Annotated in this window: 12 protein-coding genes; 11 read left to right on the top strand and 1 reads right to left on the bottom strand. The window is 43.7% G+C overall.

Annotated elements, in window-relative coordinates:
- The 10 genes from KFO40_RS05500 to KFO40_RS05455 all read left to right on the top strand — a co-directional run.
- Positions 1–922, top strand: a 922-nt coding sequence (locus tag KFO40_RS05500; RefSeq protein WP_211146169.1) for a sulfatase-like hydrolase/transferase, incomplete at its 5' end; no start/stop codon positions are given.
- A gap of 113 nt (positions 923–1,035) precedes the next feature.
- Entirely contained in the window at positions 1,036–2,694 is a 1,659-nt protein-coding gene (locus KFO40_RS05495) for a hypothetical protein (protein ID WP_120070124.1), read from the top strand.
- Positions 2,695–2,715: 21 nt separating this feature from the next.
- On the top strand, positions 2,716–3,126 hold the full coding sequence (locus KFO40_RS05490) for a hypothetical protein (RefSeq protein ID WP_074556622.1): 411 nt from the start codon (positions 2,716–2,718) through the stop codon (positions 3,124–3,126).
- A gap of 12 nt (positions 3,127–3,138) precedes the next feature.
- A complete protein-coding gene (locus KFO40_RS05485; RefSeq protein WP_118195271.1) occupies positions 3,139–4,764 on the top strand; it encodes a DUF1735 domain-containing protein in 1,626 nt (541 codons plus the stop codon).
- A 44-nt stretch (positions 4,765–4,808) separates the two neighbouring features.
- A complete protein-coding gene (locus KFO40_RS05480) occupies positions 4,809–5,798 on the top strand; it encodes a glycoside hydrolase family 43 protein (RefSeq protein ID WP_118195273.1) in 990 nt (329 codons plus the stop codon).
- A gap of 140 nt (positions 5,799–5,938) precedes the next feature.
- A complete protein-coding gene (locus KFO40_RS05475; protein ID WP_211146168.1) occupies positions 5,939–9,127 on the top strand; it encodes a SusC/RagA family TonB-linked outer membrane protein in 3,189 nt (1,062 codons plus the stop codon).
- Between the two features lie 20 nt (positions 9,128–9,147).
- Complete coding sequence (locus tag KFO40_RS05470) at positions 9,148–11,034, top strand: RagB/SusD family nutrient uptake outer membrane protein (RefSeq protein ID WP_087318222.1); 1,887 nt, start codon at positions 9,148–9,150, stop codon at positions 11,032–11,034.
- A gap of 22 nt (positions 11,035–11,056) precedes the next feature.
- Positions 11,057–14,140, top strand: coding sequence for a SusC/RagA family TonB-linked outer membrane protein (locus KFO40_RS05465; protein ID WP_015531888.1), 3,084 nt, complete (start codon positions 11,057–11,059; stop codon positions 14,138–14,140).
- Positions 14,141–14,165: 25 nt separating this feature from the next.
- Positions 14,166–15,962 carry a RagB/SusD family nutrient uptake outer membrane protein gene (locus KFO40_RS05460; protein WP_211146167.1) on the top strand — a complete coding sequence of 599 codons (1,797 nt, stop codon included), beginning with the start codon at positions 14,166–14,168 and terminating at the stop codon, positions 15,960–15,962.
- A gap of 29 nt (positions 15,963–15,991) precedes the next feature.
- Positions 15,992–16,894 (top strand): BT_3987 domain-containing protein, encoded by a 903-nt coding sequence (locus tag KFO40_RS05455; protein ID WP_004302773.1) that lies wholly within the window; start codon positions 15,992–15,994, stop codon positions 16,892–16,894.
- A 440-nt stretch (positions 16,895–17,334) separates the two neighbouring features.
- Here KFO40_RS05455 and KFO40_RS05450 read toward each other — a convergent pair whose 3' ends face one another.
- Complete coding sequence (locus KFO40_RS05450) at positions 17,335–21,345, bottom strand: two-component regulator propeller domain-containing protein (RefSeq protein ID WP_211146166.1); 4,011 nt, start codon at positions 21,343–21,345, stop codon at positions 17,335–17,337.
- A gap of 208 nt (positions 21,346–21,553) precedes the next feature.
- Between KFO40_RS05450 and KFO40_RS05445 the strand changes: the two genes are divergently transcribed.
- Positions 21,554–23,617: an alpha-L-arabinofuranosidase C-terminal domain-containing protein gene (locus KFO40_RS05445; RefSeq protein ID WP_211146165.1), complete on the top strand. Its 2,064-nt coding sequence runs from the start codon at positions 21,554–21,556 to the stop codon at positions 23,615–23,617.
- The last annotated feature ends 105 nt before the right edge of the window (positions 23,618–23,722 follow it).

Genomic DNA, 23,722 nt, shown 5'->3' with positions numbered 1-23,722 from the left:
GAGACTGAAAATGCAGTGGGCACACGGACACAATAACTCTATAGTAAACGGAATTCCCCGTATCGGATATATGAAAGGCGGACAGAAAGCCCGTTGGAAAGACGAGGATATGGCCGACTATTTTGTAGATAAGGTAAAGAACTTTGTGACTGAACACAAAAATGCTCCTTTCTTCCTGTATTATGGCTTGCACGAACCTCACGTACCTCGTGCTCCCCACCAGCGATTTGTGGGCAAAACAACGATGGGGCCTCGTGGCGATGCCATCGTTGAGGCAGACTGGTGTGTCGGCGAACTGCTTGCCCACTTGAAGAAAGAAGGATTGTTGGAAAAGACACTGATTATCTTCTCCAGTGATAACGGGCCGGTTCTGAATGACGGTTACAAAGACGGAGCTCCCGAATTGGCAGGCGATCACCTTCCTGCAGGAGGTCTGCGCGGAGGTAAATATAGTTTGTTCGACGGTGGTACGCATATTCCTTTGTTTGTTTATTGGAAAGGAAAGATTCAGCCGGTTGTGTCCGATGCACTGGTTTGCCAGGTAGATATTCTTGCTTCTCTGGGGTCGATGATACATGCCGATTTGCCGGAAGGTTTGGATAGTCGGAACTATCTGGATGCTTTCTTCGGAAAAGAGCAGACTGCCCGCAAGGATGTAGTGTTGGAAGCGCAAGGACGTATGGCTTATCGTTCGGGCGACTGGATTATGATGCCTCCTTATAAAGGTTCCGAACGCAACCTGACCGGAAATGAATTGGGTAACTTGGGTGAATACGGTTTATTCAATGTAAAAGCCGACCGAACTCAATACCAGAATATGGCGGCACAACAGCTCGAACTTCTGGACTCCCTGAAGCAGAATTTCTTTGCTGAAGTGGACGGTTATTATCGCAGTGAAGTAGAAGAAGAACCATTAAAATAAGGTCAAATGTTTATTCTGAACATAAATCCCGTTGATAAAACAATCGTTCTATTCTACCGGGATTTATTTCTTTACCTTTGTTCTGTTCGATGTCGGACAATTAACCTTGAAGTATGTATATGAAAATGAAAGCTTTTTTAATGTTTGTATTGCTGTTCTTATGTTCGATGGGAACAAAGGCGCAGGATTTGGGGGCGAACTATAATGAAAATATAGATTACCCGATTACGGAAATAGAGATGTTGAAACAGTCGAAAGTGAGTTGGGTGAGAGGATTTGTCAATATCCCCAATCTGTTTCTTCAGAATGAAAACGGGAAGATTGTTGGTGTGAAAGAAAATGTCATCAGGACACATATTCCTACATTGAAATTTATTCAGGCCAAGAAAGCGTTGGGCGACCGTGTGAAATTCATCTTGAGTCTGAAAATACCTTTTGAATTATATACCGATACGGTTCCCAAAGTAGGAACTAAGGAGATGGAGTACATATTTCAGGCAACGGAAATATTACTGAAAACCTATGATATGGCGAAGAATATTGAAATACTTGTCATGGGTAACGAGCCGGAATGGGAGAATGCATTGGATACCGATCTCTGTCATGCGGATGGTGAAGATTATCGGGCATTTCTGAATGAGTTTGCCAATCGGCTGACTACCTGGAAACAGGCTAATGGCTGGACATTTGATATTTATGCCGGAGCATTGAACCGTGTTTCCGAGTTGCCGAAGAGCGAAACGGTACCTGCAGTAGTCTCTGTGGTTAATAACAATCCTAATGTTGTAGGGCTCGACTTGCACGTTCACGCATTGAAAATCAACCAGGCGGAAGATGATTTCCGTATTATCCGCGATAAATATGGTGTAACAAAGAAACTGATTTGCACGGAATTCTCTATGGTACGTGCTTTAAATCCTCATGTAGCCGACGCACTGGGAGAATGGGGAACCAAGCATGGTTATACGGCCGGGATGAAAATTTACGAATATCTTAATCTGATAGCCGAAAAAGCTAACGCCGGTACACCGGTCAGTGCAACCGAGTTCAAGAGCCTTTTTGAGAGTTATTCCTGGTATCCGAAGAATTGGTATAAAACTTTTTATGAGGTGTTCAAGAAATATGATACGTATGCCATTACCGGACGTTTTAGTGTGGTTCCCGGTGGAGCGAGAGCTGTTTACGATGCGAAGACTGAAATGTGGGAACTTGGAGGAATTTATTTTTCCCGTTATTTAGGACTGGATGCAGACGGATTCTACAATCCCAATCCATTGCTGTATCCCGATTTCATCGCTGCCCGGGATGGATTGGCAGTTTCCAGCCTTGTCGGAGGGCAACGGGAATTGTTCATTCGTTGGGGGAATGGAGCCGATAAAACAGGTATATTGTCAGTAACAGATGAAAATGGAACAGAGGTAGTACGTCGGTCGCTTGATTCGGAGAATGACTATACATTGGTTGAAAATCTTGTTCCCGGAACTGCCTACCATGTAGCATTGCTGAAATCGGATGATGCCGTGTTGTGGAAGGATGATGTTAAGACCAAGTCTGTAACAGGAAAGTTTCCTTTGTTGAAATATCAACAAGTGGATGAATATATGTTAGTACAACTATTAAATTTGCCGGCTGATGTCTCATCTTATAAAGTAAAGCTGGATGGACAGGAAATCAATATAGTGAATAAGAACCTGAACGGACAAATACTTACCGCCGAAGTGACTTATAAGGATGGATCGGTAGAAATATTGTCGACAACTATTAGAAAGTAATTATCTTAAATTTATTCGCTTATGAAAGTAATATATGTAGTGTTGGTATGTTTGTTGGCTTTCACCTCTTGTGCGGAGACGGAATATGCCGAAAACGGGGTTGATAAGAAGAATATAACAGGATATACCGAAGTTGGGTTTTATAGTTTGGATGGAATTTGTACTTTTACAGAGCAGGAACAACTTCAGGCTGCAATTAATCCTAAACGGTTGACTTATCGCCTACAAAATTCGGATCAAAGCAAATACATTCATGTGAAGTTTGACGGGAAGCCCACGGCTGTTGGTCAAAAGATAAAGACTGAATTCTCATTCCAAGGAGTTTCTTTCCTCAAAGAAGGGATGGAGATGGAGGTAGTTCGTATAGACGGAGATAAAGTTTGGTTGTCAGGAGATAACGTCGGTATAGTAATCCCTGTTTTTAATAATTAAAAGAAAGATATTATGAAAAGATACATTCCTATTGTAGCGTCATTAATGGTGTTTTCGTTGATATCATGTGGTGAAGTCATGGATCTGACACAGCCGGAAAAGGCTGAAGTTACCTATTCCAATATTACCTTGTCGCTTTATCAGACAGGCAAATATGATTTATATCTGGATGAGCCGGAATACCAATATAACATTATGGTGGAGAAAAGCCATTGCGAAAAAGAAGCAAAGGCGGAATTGGCTGTTGTCGATGCCAAAGAGTTTGGTGAAGAATATCACCTCTTACCTGTGGAATATTATGATCTGGATGGAAGTAATTTTAATTTTAAGGGGGACGATGTCCTGCGTATGGTAAATTTGCGCTTCCATGATTTAGGTACGCTTGACGGATCAAAGAAATACGTTCTCGGTTTGAAACTGGTTTCCGATGATCTTGCAGTCAATCAAGAGAAAAGTACAATGACTTTCTTCCTGCAACAGAAACAGGGAGAAATCGACAACCCTTATACCGTGGCGACAACGAGCGACTTGATAACTCTCGGAGAGAAACTCAAAGATGGTAAGACGATCTATGCCAAGATAGAGAATGATATTGATTTGCAAGGTGTAGACTGGCAACCGATAGAGACCTCGGTTTCCAAACAACTTGTATTGGATGGAGGCGGCCATACGATTCGTAATCTGAAAGTAAATACTTCCTCTTCTGTTAATCAGGGATTCTTTGGATTGTTGGTTGGTAAGTGTTCCAATATAAACTTTGAAAATGCGCAGATTACAGCCAATACAAAGATGGCAGGCATCCTTGCCGGACAGGTGGGAGCTGCTACTTCTCCGGGTATCGTGGAGAATGTTCGGGTATCCGGTACGATTTCTTTAACTTCGGGAACGGGAGCGGCTGCCTGGGATAACGGTCAGGCTGGTGGTATCTGTGCAAGACTTCATGGTGCAGATAGTAAAATTCATCAGTGTACATCGGCAACGGATATTACTGCCGTATGGTGCGCCGGCGGTATTTGTGGGGAAACGAGAGGCGGAGCAACGATCTCTCAATGCTCTTCCACTGGGGATATTGTGACTGAATCATGTGTAGGAGGCATCGTTGGACGTATGTTATATTCTATCGTTACGCAGTGTTATTCTTCAGGTCTCGCACAAGCTTTCCCGATGAAAGTGGCGAATCCTGCGGGTGGTATTGCCGGATTTGTAGATCCTAGTCCGACAGCTGTGATCTCTTATTGTTATTCCGATTGCGAGGTTTCCGCTCAAAACCAGGTAGGCGGTATTATGGGATTTGCTAACAAGGCGACAGGAATCACCGTAACACATTGTGTGGCTTGGAACCAGAAATTATTCTCTAACGGTGCACCCAAGTCGGGAAGAATTTGCGGACGCTTTAACAAGAATGAGGCTAATAATTGCTATGCGAATCCAAATATGGAATGTCGTTTCTCTGCCAATACGCCCGCTATCGTAGACGAAGAAATACCCGATTACGGAGCACAAACATTTGGTGCCGACCGTTACAATGGTCTTTCTACGATGAGTACCCCGATAGATGCTGCCAAGGCTCTTTCTTGGGATGAAGCAATATGGAATCTCGCAGGGGAGAAACCCGGTTTGGTTTGGATGTTAGATTGAAATTTTGTAGATGAGATAAAGATCAGATATAGAATAAAATAGGTATGAAAAAATATAAAATGACAAAAAGACTTATTCTCGCATTAGGAATCATTGGTTTGTCTGTCACTGGGGTACGGGCTGATTCGGTTAATGAGAAGGAGATCACTTATGCCGATCCTACAATTTATGTGGAAAACGGCAAGTATTACCTCACCGGCACACGCAATCAGGAACCGCAGGGCTTTGCTATCCTCGAATCGACCGATCTGGAGCATTGGACGGTGCCTGATGGCACTTCTCTACAACTGATTCTGCGGAAAGGAGATCGAACGTATGGTGAAAAAGGCTTCTGGGCACCTCAATACTTTAAGGATAAAAGAACTTATTATTTCACTTATACTGCTAATGAGCAAACAGTAATTGCTTCCTCAAAATCGGTATTCGGACCTTTCCGGCAGAAGGAAGTCAAACCGATAGACGCTTCCGCTAAGAATATAGACTCTTTCCTATTTAAGGATGATGATGGAAAATACTACCTGTATCATGTCCGCTTTAATAAAGGCAATTATCTTTGGGTAGCCGAGTTTGACATAAAGAAGGGAAGTATCAAACCGGAAACATTGAAACAATGTATGGACTGTACGGAGCCTTGGGAAAAGACTCCGAACTATAAGTCTGCACCGGTGATGGAAGGACCGACTGTTATGAAGTGGGACGGGGTATATTACCTCTTCTATTCTGCCAATCATTTTATGAATATCGACTATTCGGTAGGTTATGCCACTGCTTCTTCCCCTTTCGGTCCGTGGAAAAAGCATCCGAACAGTCCGATCATTCATCGCAGTCTCGTAGGAGAAAACGGATCAGGACATGGAGATGTATTTAAAGGTCTGGATGGAAAATATTACTATGTTTACCACGTTCATCGTTCAGATTCCACCGTGTCCCCTCGTAAAACACGTATTGTTCCGCTCATCCTGAAGAAAGGAAATGACGGCGTATACAACATCACCGTAGACAAAGAGCATGTCATAAAGCCAATGTGGAAGTGATTTGTTCAGAAATGTAGTAGAGAAATCTATTTTGCACATTTGTACGGGTTTTAAGGAGATTCTTCCCTTTCATTTGAAGATTTTCCCGCTTAATTTGTGCTATGAGATAAAGAATTTGTTAACAGTTAAAAATAATGTTTATGAAAAGGAACAGACTTTATTTTTCTTTCTTCTGTCTTTGTTGCTTTTTGCTTTGTGCGCTGGACGTGCAGGCACAACAAATCTATTGGAAGGGACAAGTGAAGGATGCAGTATCCGGTGAACCGATGATTGGAGTCAGTGTTCGCGTGAAAGGTACGGGAAGCGGTACGATTACTGATTTTGACGGTAATTTTACTGTGAAGGCATCGAAAGGAGACATACTTGTCATTTCTTATGTGGGTTATAAAACTCTGGAACTGGATTTAAAGAATAAAACGACTTTAGGAGTAATCTCTTTAGGAGAAGATACGGAGACACTGGAAGAAGTGGTAGTGGTTGGATACGGTGTACAGAAAAAGGTATCCAGTGTCGGTTCCATTGCTACTGCAAAAGGAGATGATTTATTAAAGATAGGTAGCGTGAACTCCGTTTCCGAAGCCTTGCAAGGTCAGATGCCGGGTGTGGTTGCCATCAATTCCACTTCAAAGCCGGGAGCCGATAAGGCTTCTTTATTGATTCGTGGTAAGTCTACCTGGGGAGAAGCGGAGCCACTGGTATTAGTGGATGGTATCGAACGTGACTTCAACGATGTCGATGTGAACGAAATCGAATCTATTTCTGTACTGAAAGACGCTTCGGCAACTGCGGTTTACGGTGTGAAAGGTGCGAACGGCGTTATCTTGTTGACAACCAAACGCGGACTCGAACAGAAACCGGAAATCTCATTCACAGCTAACTTCGGTTTTAAACAACCTTCTGCTGCTCCTGAATGGTCTGACTATGTGACCTCTATGAAACAGTATAACAGGGCACAGGCTAATGATGGTAACTGGGGAGCAATGGTTCCCGAATCTACCATTACCGCATGGGAAAATGCGTATGCTACCGGAAATTATGGTCCGTATAACGATGTCTTTCCCGAAGTGGACTGGTGGAAAGAACTGGTAAAGAATGTAGGTTATGAACAGGCTTATAATCTTAATGTACGTGGTGGTACGAAGAAAATGAGTTATTTCGTATCTTTGGGTTATTTGCATGACGGAGATATTTTTAATACTACCAAACAAGAGGATTTCGATCCTTCTTTCTCCTACCGTCGTTATAACTGGCGTAGTAATTTCGACTTCAATATAACAAGTACCACCAAACTGTCGTTCAATGTGGCCGGTAAGATGGGGTATCAGAACCAACCGTCTTATTATGAGAATGTTGATTCTCCGGATGAGCGCTTTTTTAAAACGTTTTTCACGGCTCCAAGTAATGAATTTCCGATTAAATATAGCAATGGAATATGGGGGGACGGGTTAAGTTCCGATCAGAATATAGCCTGTCTGATGAACGAAGGAGGTAGTCGTAATATCAAACAGCATCAAGGTTTCTACGATGTAATCTTGAATCAGAAACTAGACTTTATTACAAAGGGGCTATCATTGAAAGCATCGTTGTCTTATACTACTTCTTCATCATGGACCACCCAGTTGATGCCGGGTAAGGTTTTGGGTAAAGACGATTTGGTTGCCCAGCGTACGCATATTCGTATTAATCGTGTGTATGATTACACGAATCCTATTTATAATGCTGACGGAACAATTACTTATAATTATACCGAGAAACGCTATCCGGATGAAAATGCTCCCGGAGATTTACCTGTTGGTGGTGTTTATGACGGATTCAAGGCTTACGGACGTAAACTTTATTACGAATTAGCATTGAATTATAGTCGTCAATTTGGCGATCACGATGTAAGTGCCTTATTTGTGTTTAACCGTAAGATGAACGAATCGACCAATACTGCTAATTCGGGTGTGATGAACTTCCCGGCTTACGAAGAAGACTGGGTAGGCCGTGTCACTTACAACTTCAAAGAGCGTTATCTTGCTGAATTTAACGGTGCCTACACTGGTTCGGAAAAATTTGCTCCGGGACGCCGTTTCGGTTTCTTCCCGTCCGCTTCTATCGGTTGGCGTATCAGTGAAGAACCATGGGTGAAGAAATTGACCAAAGGTGTACTGACCAACCTGAAAGTGCGTTATTCGTATGGAGTAGTTGGTAATGATAAAGGTGCTACACGTTTTAACTATATTCAGAAGTTTGAGCAACTATCTGCCAATGCACAGTTTGGTAAATATCAGACCAGTAACTGGGGACCTTTGTACAAAGAAGGAAAACTGGCCGACCCCGACGCTACTTGGGAAGAATCTATCAAGCAGAATATCGGTATCGAAATAGGTTTGTGGGGTAAACTAAACTTTACTGTGGACTTGTTCGATGAAAAGCGTAATAACATTTTAATGACACGTAATACGATTCCGTCATGGGCCGATAGTGGTATTGCTTTTCCGCAGGTGAATCTGGGTAAGACTAAAAATCACGGTCTTGAACTGGATATTGCTTGGAACGACCGTATCGGAAAGTTTAATTATTACGCGAAGTTTAATTTTGCAACCAGTGAGAACCGTGTTGTCTTTATTGATGACCCGAAGAATCAGAGCGAATATTTGAAAAAAGCCGGAAAGTCAATCGGATATGTGAATAAATACCTGGCAACAGGAAACTTCCAGTCATTGGATGATATTTATAACTCGGCGCAGTCCACTATTGCCAATGGTACACATAATACATTGATTCCGGGAGACTTGTATTACATCGATTATAATGGTGACGGCATGATTGATGCTAAGGATATGGTTCCGATGAAAAACCTGAACTATCCGACTACTACCCTCGGATTTACATTGGGAGGTTCTTACAAAGGAATCGGATTCAATATGTTGTGGTACAGTGCTATGGACGTTTATAAAGAAGCGATTCCTTCCTATTTATGGGATTTCCCGGAAGGTAATATCAAGGCTCAACCAAATACGTTGAATACATGGACAGCCGATGCTCCGATTCAAGGCGGTCCGATTCGCCCCAGTATTCATGTTCAGAGAAGTTATAATTCGGTGGCCAGTACATACACATATACCAACCATGCTTATCTTCGCTTGAAGAACCTGGAAGTGAATTATCAGATTCCGAAGCGTTGGTTGCAGCCTTTACGTCTGACAAAACTGCAAGTATATGTCAACGGTACCAATCTGTTGACGTTCTCAAAAGGTGATTCCCGCCGTGACCCCGAACATTCGGGACAGAATGTTTATCCGGTGGTGAGACGTTATAACATTGGTTTTAGATTAGGATTATGAGACACTTTAAATTTACTGATATGAGAAGACATAAGTTGAATTGGATATGGATCATTCTATTGGGGCTGTTTGTAGGAAGCTGTGAGGACTATCTGGACCGCTCTCCTGATGACGGACTTTCCGAAGATGATGTTTATAAAGATTATAGCAGTTTGTTAGGGTTCATGGACCGCATCTTTCAAAATGATGATATATTAATCTTTACACATGGTATCAACTCTTATTCGAATACATACGTAACGGTAGGTAATTTATCGGATGAATATGCATCCGTTCGCGATAATGATCCGTCGAAGTTTGTCAATGCAGGTAACTGGCTGGAGAATGCCGGTACACGTTTCGAAATAGGAAGTAAAAGTGATGGGAAGAATTTCAAAAGTGCTATTTCTCGTGCTTATACCGGACTTCGTATCGTGAACCGTGTGATTAGCGGAGTAGATCAAGTGAAATCCATTACAGACGACCAAAGGAGAAAACTGCTGGGACAGGCTCATTTCCTGCGTGCCTACTTCTATTTTGAGATTATCAAACGATATGGCGGAATGCCCATCTTTGACCAGCTTTGGGGAGCATCGGACGACTTTGACTTTCCCCGTAAAACTTATCAGGAATCCAATGCTTGGATGCAGACAGACTTGGATAAAGCCATTGAATATTTACCTATAAGCTGGCCTGACGAGGAACATGGACGGCCTGACAGAGTAAGCGCCATGGCATTAAAAGCGATGACACAGCTTTATGCTGCCAGCCCTTTGATGCAGAACGACTTGAATTCTATTGAAAACAAAGGATATGGAAAAGAGATGGCTGCCGAAGCTGCCCGTAGTGCGCAAAAGGCAATCAACGCTATTGAAAGCCACGAATATTATCGCTTGATGAATCACGACGAATATCGTAGTATTCAATTAATGCCTAATTCCAATCAATTCGCACAGCCGGAATACTTATGGTTCCTGCGTTGGCATCATGGCAACTGGTCTGCTTTCGTCAGAGCGCAATGGCTGACACAACCATACGATAATAAAACCGGTGCCGAAGGTACTCCTTATAATGCTCCGACACAAAATGCGGTAGATATGTACGAACGTAAGGGAGCTGACGGCAACTACTATCCGATCACTGATCCGCGTTCCGGTTATGATGCGGTAAAGACTACCAATCCTTACTCGGATAGAGACCCTCGCTTCACTAATAATATCCTCGTGCCCGGTGAGCAATGGGGAAAGAATTTACAGGGTGTTCCTTATTATCTGACTACTTATTCGGGCGGTTACTCCGAGAACTTCATTTCTACCAATCAGTTTACGAGAGGCTCTCAACAGACCGGATATATGTGTAAGAAGTTCATTTGGCCGGAAGCAAGTGTGCCTTTGTTTGGCGAAGCTGGTTTCCAATTATATCGTTTGGTGGCTGTGTACATTCGTGTTTCGCAAGTTTATCTGGATATGGCAGAGGCTTCATACGAGGCGACAGGTGATCCGGATGCAGTCGTTACGGGTTGTACGATGTCGGCCCGTCAGGCTTTGAATAAAATCCGTGTAAGAGCCGGAATCGGCGAACTACCGGATGGAGTGGATTTTAGAGAAGCTTATCGTCGGGAACGTGGTGTGGAATTGATGTTCGAAGGACACCGCTGGTATGATATCCGCCGTTGGATGATTGCTGAAGACCTGTTTAAGGGTGAATATCCGATCATGGGTGTCAAAGCAACCCCGATCAATCATTCTTATACGGCCGACCAGTTGAAAGTGGAAAAAGCCTGCACTTATAAGTTGACCGACTTTACTTACGAGTATGTTCCGGTGAGGACAGCCGTGCGGACGTTTAACAAGCGTAATTATTGGTATCCGCTACCGATGGATGAAGTGGCGGCTTTGGATAATCTTCAACAGAACCCCGGATGGTGATACCTAAAATAAAGAAAAGTATATGAGAAACAAGATTAGATATATAAGACTGATAGGGCTCATATTTGTCCTTATCGTTGGCTCTAGCCTGACTTTCGCACAGAATAAATCAAAGAGAAAGTCGGCGAAGAAGCCTTTGGTGGAAGTAGTTTCTATTGTTACCGACGAGAAAGGTAGCCCGTTGAAGAATGTTTCTATCATTTGTGGAGAAGGCGCAGTCGTTCTATATACAGATGCAAAGGGACGTTTTCAGACGAAGGTCGAGAATGACGCAACCGTCATGGTGGAGGCTTTGGGATATGAAGATAAAGTGTATAAGCTGACAGGCAGCAATATCGTTCCTGAAAAGATTGTCCTGAAGAAAGAGCCTCTGTTCCTGACCGAAGAATCGTTGGTGAATAGAGCCGATGGTGGCAAGACGTATAAAGGGAATGAAGTAGGCGCAACGAGCGTACTGGAGAACGGACAGTTCGGAACGTTCCCTGATTTGACGCTGACTAATATGCTGCAAGGTAAAATGTTAGGTCTGCAAGTTCGCTCCACAGTCAGCGGATTGGGTAATAATACGCCTGATTTATTTATCCGTGGCCAGCATGGCATGTCGGAGAATACAGCTATTGTTATCATCGATGGTGTGGAACGTCCGGCAGCGGATTTGATTCCTGAAGAAATCGAACGTATCGAGTTGCTGAAAGATGCCACTGCCAAGATTCTTTATGGGGCGCGTGCTGCGAATGGCGTACTTTGGGTGACTACCCGCAGAGGAAAGGCCAACCGCCGCATTTATAACGCAACCGCCGAAGCAGGTGTGGTACAGATGACGCGTACTCCTGATTTTCTGAATTCTTATCAGTATGCTAATCTGTACAATGAAGCGCGTGCAAATGACGGATTGACTCCTTACTATAATCAGAAACAACTGGAAGGATATAAAAACTCCAAAGGAGCCAATGACCTATTGTATCCGAACGTCGATTTGTACGATCAGTTATTGAACAAAAATGCCAACTATCGGAAAGTATCGTTCGATATGACGGGAGGTACCGACAGAGTGCGTTATGCCCTGATTGCCGGATATGTAGGAGGTAGCGGATTTGAAGACGTTACCTATACTCCGCAACTGCACCGTCTGACTCTTCGCGGAAACCTCGACTTCAATGTAACGGATTTCCTGACTATATCCGCAGACGTTGCCGGACGTATGGAAATGCGTAAATGGGGGCAATTGGACTGTGGTCAGGTATTTACGGCCCTGTCTACGCATCGTCCGAATGAATACCCGCTGACTATGTCACCGGAAGAAACCGGACTAGCCAGCTCGGACGGAATTCCTTTGTTTGGCGCAAGTCTGCTGCGTCCGATGAATGCATACGCGGAAACAATGTACGGAGGATATACGGATGAGCGTTATACACGCAGCCAGACCAATATCGGTTTGAAATTCGATCTTGATATGCTGACAAAAGGGTTGAAAGCCGGTGCTTTCCTTTCTTTCGACAACTATGATTACCTGCAACTCTCTTTGAGCAAAGTCTATCCGACGTATGCCATCAAAACATATCGTAACTTTGCCGGTGAGGAACAGATCATGTACACCCAGATGAAGAAAACAGATGTAGCCACTTCACAGAGTCGGAAGTCGACTACCTTACAACAGACATTGGGTTGGAATGCCTTTGCTGCATACGAGAATACATTCAACCAAAAGCATGATGTATCGGCACGGCTGACTTACATGTACTCGAAAACAACGAATCAGGGAGTGACCCAGGACATCATCAATGCAAACTACGCATTGCGCTTAAACTATATGTATGACCGCCGTTATGCTGTGGAAGCCGACATGGCATTGATGGGAAGCAACCGTTTCAAATCGGGAAATAAATACTTCTTCTCGACTGCGGGTGGCCTTGCCTGGATTCTAAGCAATGAAGATTTCCTGAAAGACAATGAATACGTGAACTTCCTGAAACTGAAAACCAGCGCCGGTATATTGGGCTATGACAGAAGCACTGAACATTTATTGTATGAACGTGCCTGGTCGCAAGACGGCAGCTTCCGGTTCGGAACAACGAACAATGGCGCTACGGCTTACTATTCCACTTTTGTCCGTGCGGGCAATCCGAACCTGAAATGGGAAAAGGCAGCAGAATGGAACATCGGTGTGGAAGGCTTGTTCCTGAACAACCGCTTATATACCGAAATGAACTATTTCCGTGAGAAACATACGGACATCATCGGTTCTGTTGATGCCTCTTACGGGGATTATACTGGCAACTTTACCTACCAGGATAACATGGGCTCCGTCTTGAATCATGGTATAGAAGGAATGTTCACTTGGAGCGACCGCATCAACGACTGGGCTTATTCGGTAGGAGCCAATTTCGTATGGTCAAAGAATAAAGTATTGAAATGGAACCAGGTGAAACATGGTGAAGAATACCGCTACACAGTGGGGCGTTCTACCGATGCTATGATGGGACTGGTTGCCGAAGGATTATTTGGCAAAGATGTAGTCATCAACGGACATGCAACCCAGACGTTTGCCGATTATCAGGAAGGCGACATCGCCTACAAAGACCTGAACGGTGATAAAATCATTGACGGTCGTGACGTAAAGGAACTCGGAAACTCATTCCCACGTACTACATTGGGCATCGATTTCAATGTAAGTTATAAAGGCTGGGGGTTGTATCTTCAGGGATATTCCGAACTGGGCGTTCACACTTGGGCAACGAATGCTTATTACTGGAATAATGGAGAAGGTAAATACTCCAAACTGGCATTAGACCGTTATCATCCGGCAAACAATCCGACCGGAAATTATCCGCGCCTGACAACCACTGCTGGTGAGAACAACTTCCGCAATTCTTCTTTCTGGTTGAAGAATACAAGCTTCTTCCGTATGAAGAATGTTGAATTGAGCTACACGTTCAATCAGTTCTCCCCAAGTTCGGTAGTGAAGAAGATGAAGGTTTTCGCTCGTGGTGCAAACTTGTTTGTGCTTTCTTCCGTGAAAGATTTGGATCCTGAATTGCTGAATGCCGGTGTGACAAACTACCCGGTGACGCGTACTTTTACAGGCGGAGTCTCTTTTGTATTTTAATTTTGAACAATTAATAGATGGCAATATGAAACATATATTAGGAAGTTGCGTTTTAGCAGGTCTGTTTCTCTTTTGTGCTTGTGACGACACATTGGATACAAAGGTGACGTGGCAGATCGGAGACTCTGATACCTGGAGAGTGCCGGAACTTGCTCAAGGCGTACTATATAAAGCTTATAATGGCATAGCCAACCGCCCGGATTGTTTTGAAGATAACTTTCTGGATTGTGCTACCGATAATGCAGTGACTAATCTGCGCAGCTCTTCTGTCTATAAATTAAATATGGGTGGGATGACAGCGTTTAACAACCCGATCGGAAACTGGAGTAATGCGTATAACATGTTGAACTATGTAAACTCTTTCCTCGAAAACGGCTTGACCGACCAGGTGCAGTACAACCGCACCGATCCGGAAGTGGACAAGCAAATCAAGCTGCGTCTGGAAGGTGAATCGTATTTCCTGCGTGCATGGTGGCATTTTGAGCTATTGAAGATGTACGGCGGAAAGGCGAAGAATGGAAAAGCGTTGGGTATTCCGTTGGCAGATCATTTTATTTCGCAGGATGAGGCCGCGCAGAACGGTGAATTTCTTCGTCCTACTTATCAGGCAACAGTCGATTTTATCGTCAACGATTTGGATAATGCCATCGAGTTATTACCGAATGTGTATCAGGGAGATGACCTGGAGTTTGGTAATACACAAATCGGCCGTGCCACGAAAGCGGCGGCAGCTGTTCTGAAAAGTCGTGCGCTTTTATATAGCGCAAGCCCTGCCATGCAGGATGATGACGTGACGAAGATCACCGGCATGGGACAATTCGAAATTCTGAATCCTACGGTTTACCAGGCAAAATGGGAAGCGGTAGCCAAAGAGATCAATAAGATTCTGGGCATGGAAGGTTTCGGAACTTATGTTCCTGTTGCGGCTTCCTCCATTGCCGATGTGCAGACCGAAAGTTCCGATTATGCTTTCCGCAAATATTTTAATAGTAATCTACTGGAAGGCCTTCATTTCCCGCCATTCTATTATGGAAGTGCTCGTACCACTCCTTCTCATAATCTGGTAAAGGCTTTTTATGCGAAGAATGGTTATCCGGCAACCGATGTTCGTTCCGGTGTCGATCTGTCTGATCCTGATTTCGATCTGACGCAGCTTTATGCCGTACTTGATAATCGCTTTGCGCTGAATGTCTACTATCATAGTGCTATATTTGGCGATTCCGGCCAGCCGTTGGATATGTCCGAGGGTGGAAAAGATTCTCCTTCGTTTAGTGAGAATGCTACACGTACGGGTTATTATCTGGCTAAATTCGTTTCCAAGAAATCGGCTATGCTGAATCCGATTCAGACGTTAAACTCGGTTCATTACAATCCTTTGTTACGGAAATCGGAAGTTCTTCTTAACTTTGCCGAAGCTGCCAATGAGGCTTGGGGCAACCCGACGGTGAAAGCCGAAGGATGCCTGTATTCTGCATACGAAATATTGAAAACAATCCGTTCGCAAGCCGGGGGTATCAATTTTGATCTTTATCTGGATGAAATGGCTCAAAGTAAGGACTCGTTCAGAAAGTTGATTCAGAACGAACGTCGCTTGGAATTTACTTTCGAGAATCATCGTTATTTTGATATGCGTCGTTGGGTATTACCGTTGAACGAAGAGGTGGAGGGTGTTGCCGTTACCCGCAATGAAGATGGCACATTCAGCTTCAAAGTACAGAAAGTGGAACAACGGAAATATGAAGTGAAAAACTATTTCATGCCATTACCGTATGCAGAGCTGGAAAAGAATAAGAATCTAATGAATAATCAGGGTTGGGAATAACGTGCTGTTGATATAAATACTTATTTACAATGAAAAGACTAAATATATTATGGATAGGGCTGATAAGCGTTCTGATGACTGCTTGTTATGACGATTATGAAAAGGACTACGATAAGAGTTCTGTGTACTTTGCTTCGCAAAAACCTTTGCGGACACTGGTAGCCGATACAGATATGTCGATAAAGGTAGGAGTGGCTATTGGCGGTAAAAGAGAGGTGCATACCGATGATTGGGCTACATTCGAGATCGATCCGTCTTTATTGGATGGTACGGGCTTGACACTAATGCCGGAAAACTATTATCAGTTGGCTAATCCGAACAAGATGACGATCAGCAACCCGAACCTGGCAATCGCAGATGTGAAAGTGACTTTCTCCGATGCTTTCTATGAAGACAATGCTGCTTTGAACAAGCACTATGCAATCCCTTTCCGGTTGGTCGATCATAATCAGGATGAAATTAGTACTGATGTGAATGGTAATTTGAAGGATTACAGTATTGTAGTTGTCAAATTTGTCAGCCAGTATCATGGTACCTACTTTGTGAAAGGAAAAGTTACCAATTTGTCTACCCAGCAGGTTACTGAATACAGTAACAAGGATTTGAGTCAGAATATGACCCGCGACTTTGTTTCGTTAGGTAGAAACAAAGTACGCAGACCGGGTTTCGGAAACACATTGGAAAACAATGAGTCGGTGAATCTGACAGTCAATCCGGATGGAAGCGTCAATATTGAAGCCGGAGGAAGCGTCGCTATCACAGATGCATCCGCCACATTAGATCCTGCAGCCGAATCATTGGAATTTGTAGGGAAACAGCCTAAGTTTACCCTTTCTTATAAGTACACGAAAGGTGGCGTCACTTATCAGGTTGACGAGGAACTGATTCGTCGTCAGAATCCGGAAGCTGATTTACGCTTCCAGGAATGGTAGAATAGGTATGAGTTGATTATAGATTTCTATTGCTCGCCGGTAATTAGCTACATCAGTGAATGTTGCAGATTAATTACCGGCGATATCTTTTTCTGTTGGGCGTAGTTGATTTACAATATATACCTACTTGCCCTGTTGGCTATTAATAGCTAACTTCCTTTTGATATAGACCAAACTTCTTTTTGCCGGTTGGATAACTTCCTTTTTCTTCATTCCAAACTATAATTGCAAGCTTTGTTTTTATAAATGCAAGTTCCGTTTATAAAAACAAAGCTTGCAATTATATAAACGGAACTTGCGTTTATAGTTTGAAATAGGGCAAAGACAACTTTACTATGAAGGGAAGAGATCTTTGCAAAGGGAGCAAAAGAACTTTTCTATTAATAGTTGACACGTTGTCTAAGGGTAGGTTGAATTTCTGAAGCAGTTACTTTTGCTTTCTATTTCAACTGTTTGAGAAACTCTGTCGGAGTGATATTAAATTCTTTCTTGAAACACTTTGTAAAGTAGTTCGGATCTGATATACCGACGGCAAATGATGCTTCGGAGACATTCATACCATTCAGTAAATGAGTTTTAGCCTCTTTCATTTTGATCGTCCGTATGAATTGAGTGATGGAGCATCCGGTGAGTGATTTCAGCTTCATGTGCAACAGGCTGCGGCTGATGCGGAGATGGGCTGTGATTTCCGTTACTCCGAAGTCTTCCTTGGTGAGGTTCGCCATAATCAGTTCCATCAGTTCTTTCATGAATATTTCATCCCGCGGGTTGTTGGTTATTTGCTTGATGTTCAGTTCTTCTGCCTGTTTGAAGTGTTCAATACTCTGTTTCCGGCTCTTTTGGATATTTTGTACCAGCAGTTCCAGATTCTTGGCGTTGAAGGGTTTGGTGATATATGCATCGGCTCCACGCAGATAACCTTCCGTATGGTCGTTTTCATCAGTCTTTGCAGTCAGGAGGATAACGGGGATATGGCTGGTCGTTACGTCCTGTTTGACACGTTCCGTAAATTCCAATCCGTCCATCACCGGCATCATTAAATCCGATATAATGAGGTTAGGCAGCTGTTTGGCTATCTTCTTGCAGGCTTCCGCACCGTTATACGCCCGTATAATATCATATTTCTCACTGAATATGCTGGCAAGATAATCATTCATTTCTTTGTTGTCCTCCACAATCATAATAGATTCCCGAGCAGGATCTTTTTCTTTGTTGGTCAGCTTTTCGGGAATGAGTTCGATGGTTTCCTTGATTCGCTGGTTATATTTCTGTATTTCTTCGGTCGTGATGTTCTCGGACGAGCGTTCATCGGGACCATAAGCATCCTCCGATACATTCAGGGTAACGATAAAGTCCGAACCCTCATTGACTTCGCTTTCTACCCGGATTTCTCCTTTGTGCATGTGTATGAGCGAACGCGTAAGCGATAATCCCAGTCCGAATCCCTCGCGATGGTCTCGCTTCTCAACCTGGTAATAACTTTCAAATATTTGTTCCTGAGCTTCTTTAGGAATCCCCCTGCCATTGTCTTTGACGGAGATTTGCACAAATGTTTCTTTCTCTTCTTTTATTAGTTTGGCACTCAACTTGACGTATCCGCCGGGCTGGGTATATTTAAATGCGTTTGAGAGCAAGTTATAAAGAATCCGTTCCAGCTTGGAAGGCGAGAACCAGACTTCCTCTTCGGTGTCTTCCAGATTGACGATGAAGTCAATTTCCCGTTCTCCGGCTACAATGTCAAAGATGTGCGACAGTTCTTCCAGAAAGTGCATGATGTCTCCCTTCCGGACGCTGATACGCATCTGTTTCATCTCGATTTTACTGAACGTCAATAGTTCATTAATCAGATAATTCATCCGGTTGGCGTTTCGGTAGATGACTTCCAGTTTCTCTTTATCGTTGTTGCTGATTTGTGGCTGCTGGATCAATCGTTGCAGAGGCGATAGAATCAGGGTCAGCGGTGTTTTCAGGTCATGGGAGATGTAAGTGAAGAAATTGATCTTCTGTTGATTCATATTCTCTATGTTGACGCGCTGTTCATGCTCCGTTTTCAATCGCATGAGCAGGATGATACGCGTTTTGGTATATCTGTATGCGGCGTAAATGATTAATAGGAAGAGTAGTGCATAAACTAAATATGCTCCCGGCGAGAGCCACCAGGGAGGAAGGACTCTGATAGCAAGGTCCTTTTGGCCCGTTTCGTCCCAGTGGATACCATCTTTGCTGGCTTTGATCTTTAAGATATATCTTCCTGAAGGCAGATTGGAGAAGCGTACCTGATGCTGGTTGCCTACAAACTGCCAGTCCTTGTCGATACCTTCCATTTTCATCGCATATTGAGTGTTGTCGGTATATTGATAATTCAGTCCGGAGTATTCGAGACGCAGGGATTGGGCTTGTTCGTGCGTCAGGGTGATCTCTGTCAGTTCGGAGATAGAGGAAGGGATGAATGCTTTCTCATTGTTGGGCGACATATATTCGCTGTTGCTCCAAATGGCAGTCAGTGCAATGTTGAAACGGGGATTGACGGAGCGTACCTGTTCCGGGTAGAAAGAAATCATACCGTTGATAGTTCCGAAATACAATTCTCCGTCAGGCTTCTTGCAGGCGGAGGAGTAGTTGAACTGGTTGATGGGCAATCCGTCGGCCGTGGTATATCGGTCAATGCTTCCTGCTTGGGAATTGATACAACAAAGTCCGTTTCCGGTACCTACCCAAACATTACTCATCTCATCTTCAATGATACCTTTGATGGCGTTGGATCCCAACTGTTCTTTACTGTAAAAGGCGATAATGCTACCGTTGCGGTCTGATACATAAAGCCCGTTGTTGTCTGTACCTATCCATATCCGTTGATGTGAATCGGGGTAGATATAGGTGATGTAGAGATCGGTATGCGGCAGGATAGGGAGCGAGGTTACTTTCAGTGTATGGGTATTGATCTGAAATATACTGCCTTTTCGGGTTCCTGCCCAAAGTATACTGTCATTAAACTGTACCAGGTTAAAGACACGGAGAGATGAAATCTTTTCTGGGCGGGAGTTCGCTTTCTTCTTGTCGATCAGGAATAAGCCGGAAGGGCCTCCGTACCAGATATGATCGTTCTTGTCTTCGATGATACAGAAGCCGGAAGAAACCTCATCCGACAGTAGATTATAGTCCACCGTGCGGTTTAGATGCGGTATATAGTGAAGAGCTCCTTTCAGGAACAGTCCGAGCCACAGGCTGTTATCTTTGTCGAGCCATAAAGAATGTATGTTCTTGGCGTAGATTTGCATTTGCTTGTGAAGCCGTTCGGCACGGGTGATTTCTTTCTTATTGTTCAGGTAGTTCAATCCGCCATCTTCGGTGGCGATGTACAGACCATTGTCCGGAGCATTGATAATCTGGCGGACAGCCTTTCCGCTCAAATGATTGAAACTGGCTCCGTATGGATATATCTGGAACTGGTCGGAACCGAATATATAATAATTGACTCCTCCGAAATAGGTTCCCACCCACATATTATGAGCCTTGTCCTGATAAAGGCTGTAAATGGGAGAATCGTTCAGCGCACTTAAATCCCGTTCCGATTGTTCGTAGTGTGCAATCAGTTGATAGAGTTTGTTGAAGACAAAGATGCCATACTCCGTGCCTACCCATATATTCCCCGTATGGTCGGTTGCCGCACACCGGAAGTCTTTCACTTCAAGGTCTTTCGAAAGATTACACAGCGTATTGCTTTGTATATGATAGACGAAAAAATCGTTGTTAGTATTAAATAAAAGCTGGTTGGACGAGATCAGGACGGCATTGTTGCATTGCTGTGTAAAAGGCTGGATGAGAGTCGGGAGGGAAACGAACTGTTTCTTCTCCAGACTGTATCGCATCAGTCCTTTGTTGGTGTCTATCCATAAGGTTTTGTCTCCGTCCTCCGCAAGGTATCTCACATGAGGTTTTTCTTCATTGAGAAGAAAAGGAACGAACAGACTGTCTTGTTCATTGTAACGGTAGAGCCCGTTGCTACAAGCGGCCAGAAGCATACCATCGCTGGTGTTCAGGAAACAAACATCATCCTTAGTGTTCCCTTTAATCTGGTAACGGCTGAAATCTTCTGTCTCGTAGTTATAGCTGCAGATGCCCTGATCGGTAGAGATCCATAGAATGTTACGGAGCGAATCGTTATATAAGCGTGTGATGAAATTGTGGCGGAGTGAGGTGCTGTCGGCTTCATTATGTGCGAACAGGTTGATATTATAACCGTCATATCGGCACAATCCGTTGCGTGTACCAAACCAGATGAACCCGTGGTTGTCCTGGGTAATTGCATTGATCGTATTATGCGGGAGTCCTTCAGCTATACTTAGCTGTTTGAAGCGTATATTATTATATTGAATCTGTCCCGTCGACAAGCTTGTATTTAAGAGCACGAGACTAAATAAGAGTACGAATTTAAGTAAGGTGGTTCTCATGGCTTTTCTGATTGATTTTCACGACCTAAAGATACGTCTTTTTTTGTTTTGAACAGTCGTAGAATTGTTCAAACGGGCAGCACTCATGTTCAGTTTGCCGCTTCGCTACAGATTTTTATACATGATTGCAGGTATTAAGCATTATTTTTCTGTTTTTCTTGGATAGAAAAGACCACATTTGCAATGTGAAACTCTAAAAACAAATGCTATGAATCATTCGACAGTCAAATCCTTTACGTTTGGTATCGGTCTGTTTTTCACATTACCTCTGGTATATGGGAATAGTTCCTCTCCGTCTTCCTCCGATGGAACGTTGTATATCAATAAATCGAAAACCCACAAAGTGGCTCCCGTAAAGTACGGTTTCCATTATGAGGAAATAGGAATGATGGGCGAGGGTGCCCTGCACGCCGAACTGATACGTAACCGTTCGTTTGAAGAAGCTACACCGCCTGCCGGATTATCTGTGAAGAACGGTCTTTATGAAAATGTTCCGGCTCCCCGCGTTAAAGAGAAAAAAGTGTTTCAGGCCGATCCGCTGATTGGATGGACGACTTATCCGTTATCATATACTCCTGTATTTATCAGTCGCACGGATGAAAATCCGATGAGCGGGGAAAATAAGTATTCGCTGCTGGTTAATGTCACGGAAGATATTGCGAACCATCCGGATGCCCTGATTCTCAACCGTGGATATTATGGAATGAACCTGAAGACAGATACGTCTTACCGCCTTTCCTTGTTTCTGAAGAACAGGAATTATTCCGCTCCGTTATGTGTATTTCTGGTTGACGAATGGGGACAGCGGGTGAGCAATGTGATCGAAGTGAATGTAGGGAATCGGGACTGGACAAAATATACCGGTGAACTGAAACCGGAAAAGAACGTCCGGCGTGGAATGTTTGCCATACAACCGATGTCGAAAGGACAATTTCAGATAGATGTCGTTTCCCTGTTCCCGTCCGATACCTGGAACGATGGAAAATCCGTATTCCGTAAAGACATTGTTCAGAACCTGAAAGAGTTTTCTCCCAGCTTTATCCGTTTTCCGGGCGGATGCATCGTGCACGGAGTCAATGAAGAAACGATGTATCACTGGAAAAAGACGCTCGGACCGATTGAAAATCGTCCGGGACAGTGGAGCAAATGGGCGCCTTATTACCGTACCGACGGAATCGGCTATCATGAGTTTTATGAATTGTGCGAATATGTGGGAGCTGATGCGATGTATGTGATGCCTACGGGTATGATTTGCAGTGGTTGGGTGAAGCAAAGTCCACAGTGGAATTTCAGACACATTGATGTCGATCTGGACGCTTATATCCAGGATGCGTTGGATGCCATCGAGTATGCCATTGGTGATACAACTACGAAATGGGGAGCTGAACGGGCAAAGAACGGTCATCCCGCTCCTTTCCCGCTAAAATATATCGAGATTGGAAATGAAGATTTCGGACCTGTGTATTGGGAGCGTTATGAGAAAATCTATCAGGCGTTGTCCGCCAAATATCCTGACTTGATTTATATAGCCAATAGTGTCATCCGTGTAGTCGGAAGAGAGAATGATGACAAACGGAAGGATATTCCCAATTTTGTCAACCCGAAGAATGTGAAAGTGTTCGACGAACATTATTATAACTCAATCGAATGGGCTTGCGAACAGCATTATCGTTTTGATAACTACAAACGGGGTGTTGCCGATCTATTTATCGGCGAATTGGGTATTAGCGGAAAATATCCTTATAACCTGCTGGCTACCGGAGCCATCCGTATGTCAATAGAACGCAACGGTGATTTGAATCCCTTGTTTGCCGAACGTCCGGTGATGAGGCATTGGGACTTTCTGGAACACCGTATCTTCCTGCCGATGTTGATTAATGGAGTAGACAGTAGCGTAAAGACTTCCTTCTTCTACCTGGCGAAGATGTTCAGGGATAACACGTTTGACGTGTGTCTGGATGCAGCGATCAAGGATATAGAAGGTTTGCAGAACATCTTTGTTACGATGGGATATGATACGGCCAGCAAACAATATATCCTGAAACTGATAAACCTGCAGGATAAAAAAGTCACTCTACAACCGGAAGTTTCCGGCTTCAAACGTCCCGTCAAGGCACATAAAACAAGCCTGGTACTGGTTCCGGGAAAAGAAAACACCCCGTTTACCCCGAATGAAGTCCAACCGGTAGAGACGGAAGTCGGACTGGACCTGAATCAGCCGTTCGAATTGGAAGCCGCTTCCATGGTTGTATACCGTTTTAAATTGAAATGATAAATGGGAATTTAGCAGTTAGGCTGAAAGCCTTACAATTATATATTTATTGGGGTGCCCTGAAAGGGCTTAATTATATAGCGTAGGGCAACGCCCTACGAAAAA

It is taken from the genome of Bacteroides sp. 1001302B_160321_D4 (genome assembly GCF_015667765.1).
Taxonomy (GTDB): domain Bacteria; phylum Bacteroidota; class Bacteroidia; order Bacteroidales; family Bacteroidaceae; genus Bacteroides; species Bacteroides xylanisolvens.
Note: the sequence above shows the minus strand (reverse complement) of the source record. Positions and strands in the feature narration are given on the sequence as shown.

What these genes read in the sequence shown, in the direction of transcription:
- KFO40_RS05455 (WP_004302773.1), top strand. Translation starts at nt 15,992, where the DNA reads ATGAAAAGACTAAATATATTATGGATAGGGCTGATAAGCGTTCTGATG.
- KFO40_RS05490 (WP_074556622.1), top strand. Translation starts at nt 2,716, where the DNA reads ATGAAAGTAATATATGTAGTGTTGGTATGTTTGTTGGCTTTCACCTCT.
- KFO40_RS05445 (WP_211146165.1), top strand. Translation starts at nt 21,554, where the DNA reads ATGAATCATTCGACAGTCAAATCCTTTACGTTTGGTATCGGTCTGTTT.
- KFO40_RS05480 (WP_118195273.1), top strand. Translation starts at nt 4,809, where the DNA reads ATGAAAAAATATAAAATGACAAAAAGACTTATTCTCGCATTAGGAATC.
- KFO40_RS05495 (WP_120070124.1), top strand. Translation starts at nt 1,036, where the DNA reads ATGTATATGAAAATGAAAGCTTTTTTAATGTTTGTATTGCTGTTCTTA.
- KFO40_RS05485 (WP_118195271.1), top strand. Translation starts at nt 3,139, where the DNA reads ATGAAAAGATACATTCCTATTGTAGCGTCATTAATGGTGTTTTCGTTG.
- KFO40_RS05465 (WP_015531888.1), top strand. Translation starts at nt 11,057, where the DNA reads ATGAGAAACAAGATTAGATATATAAGACTGATAGGGCTCATATTTGTC.
- KFO40_RS05470 (WP_087318222.1), top strand. Translation starts at nt 9,148, where the DNA reads ATGAGAAGACATAAGTTGAATTGGATATGGATCATTCTATTGGGGCTG.
- KFO40_RS05460 (WP_211146167.1), top strand. Translation starts at nt 14,166, where the DNA reads ATGAAACATATATTAGGAAGTTGCGTTTTAGCAGGTCTGTTTCTCTTT.
- KFO40_RS05475 (WP_211146168.1), top strand. Translation starts at nt 5,939, where the DNA reads ATGAAAAGGAACAGACTTTATTTTTCTTTCTTCTGTCTTTGTTGCTTT.
- KFO40_RS05450 (WP_211146166.1), bottom strand. Translation starts at nt 21,345, where the DNA reads ATGAGAACCACCTTACTTAAATTCGTACTCTTATTTAGTCTCGTGCTC.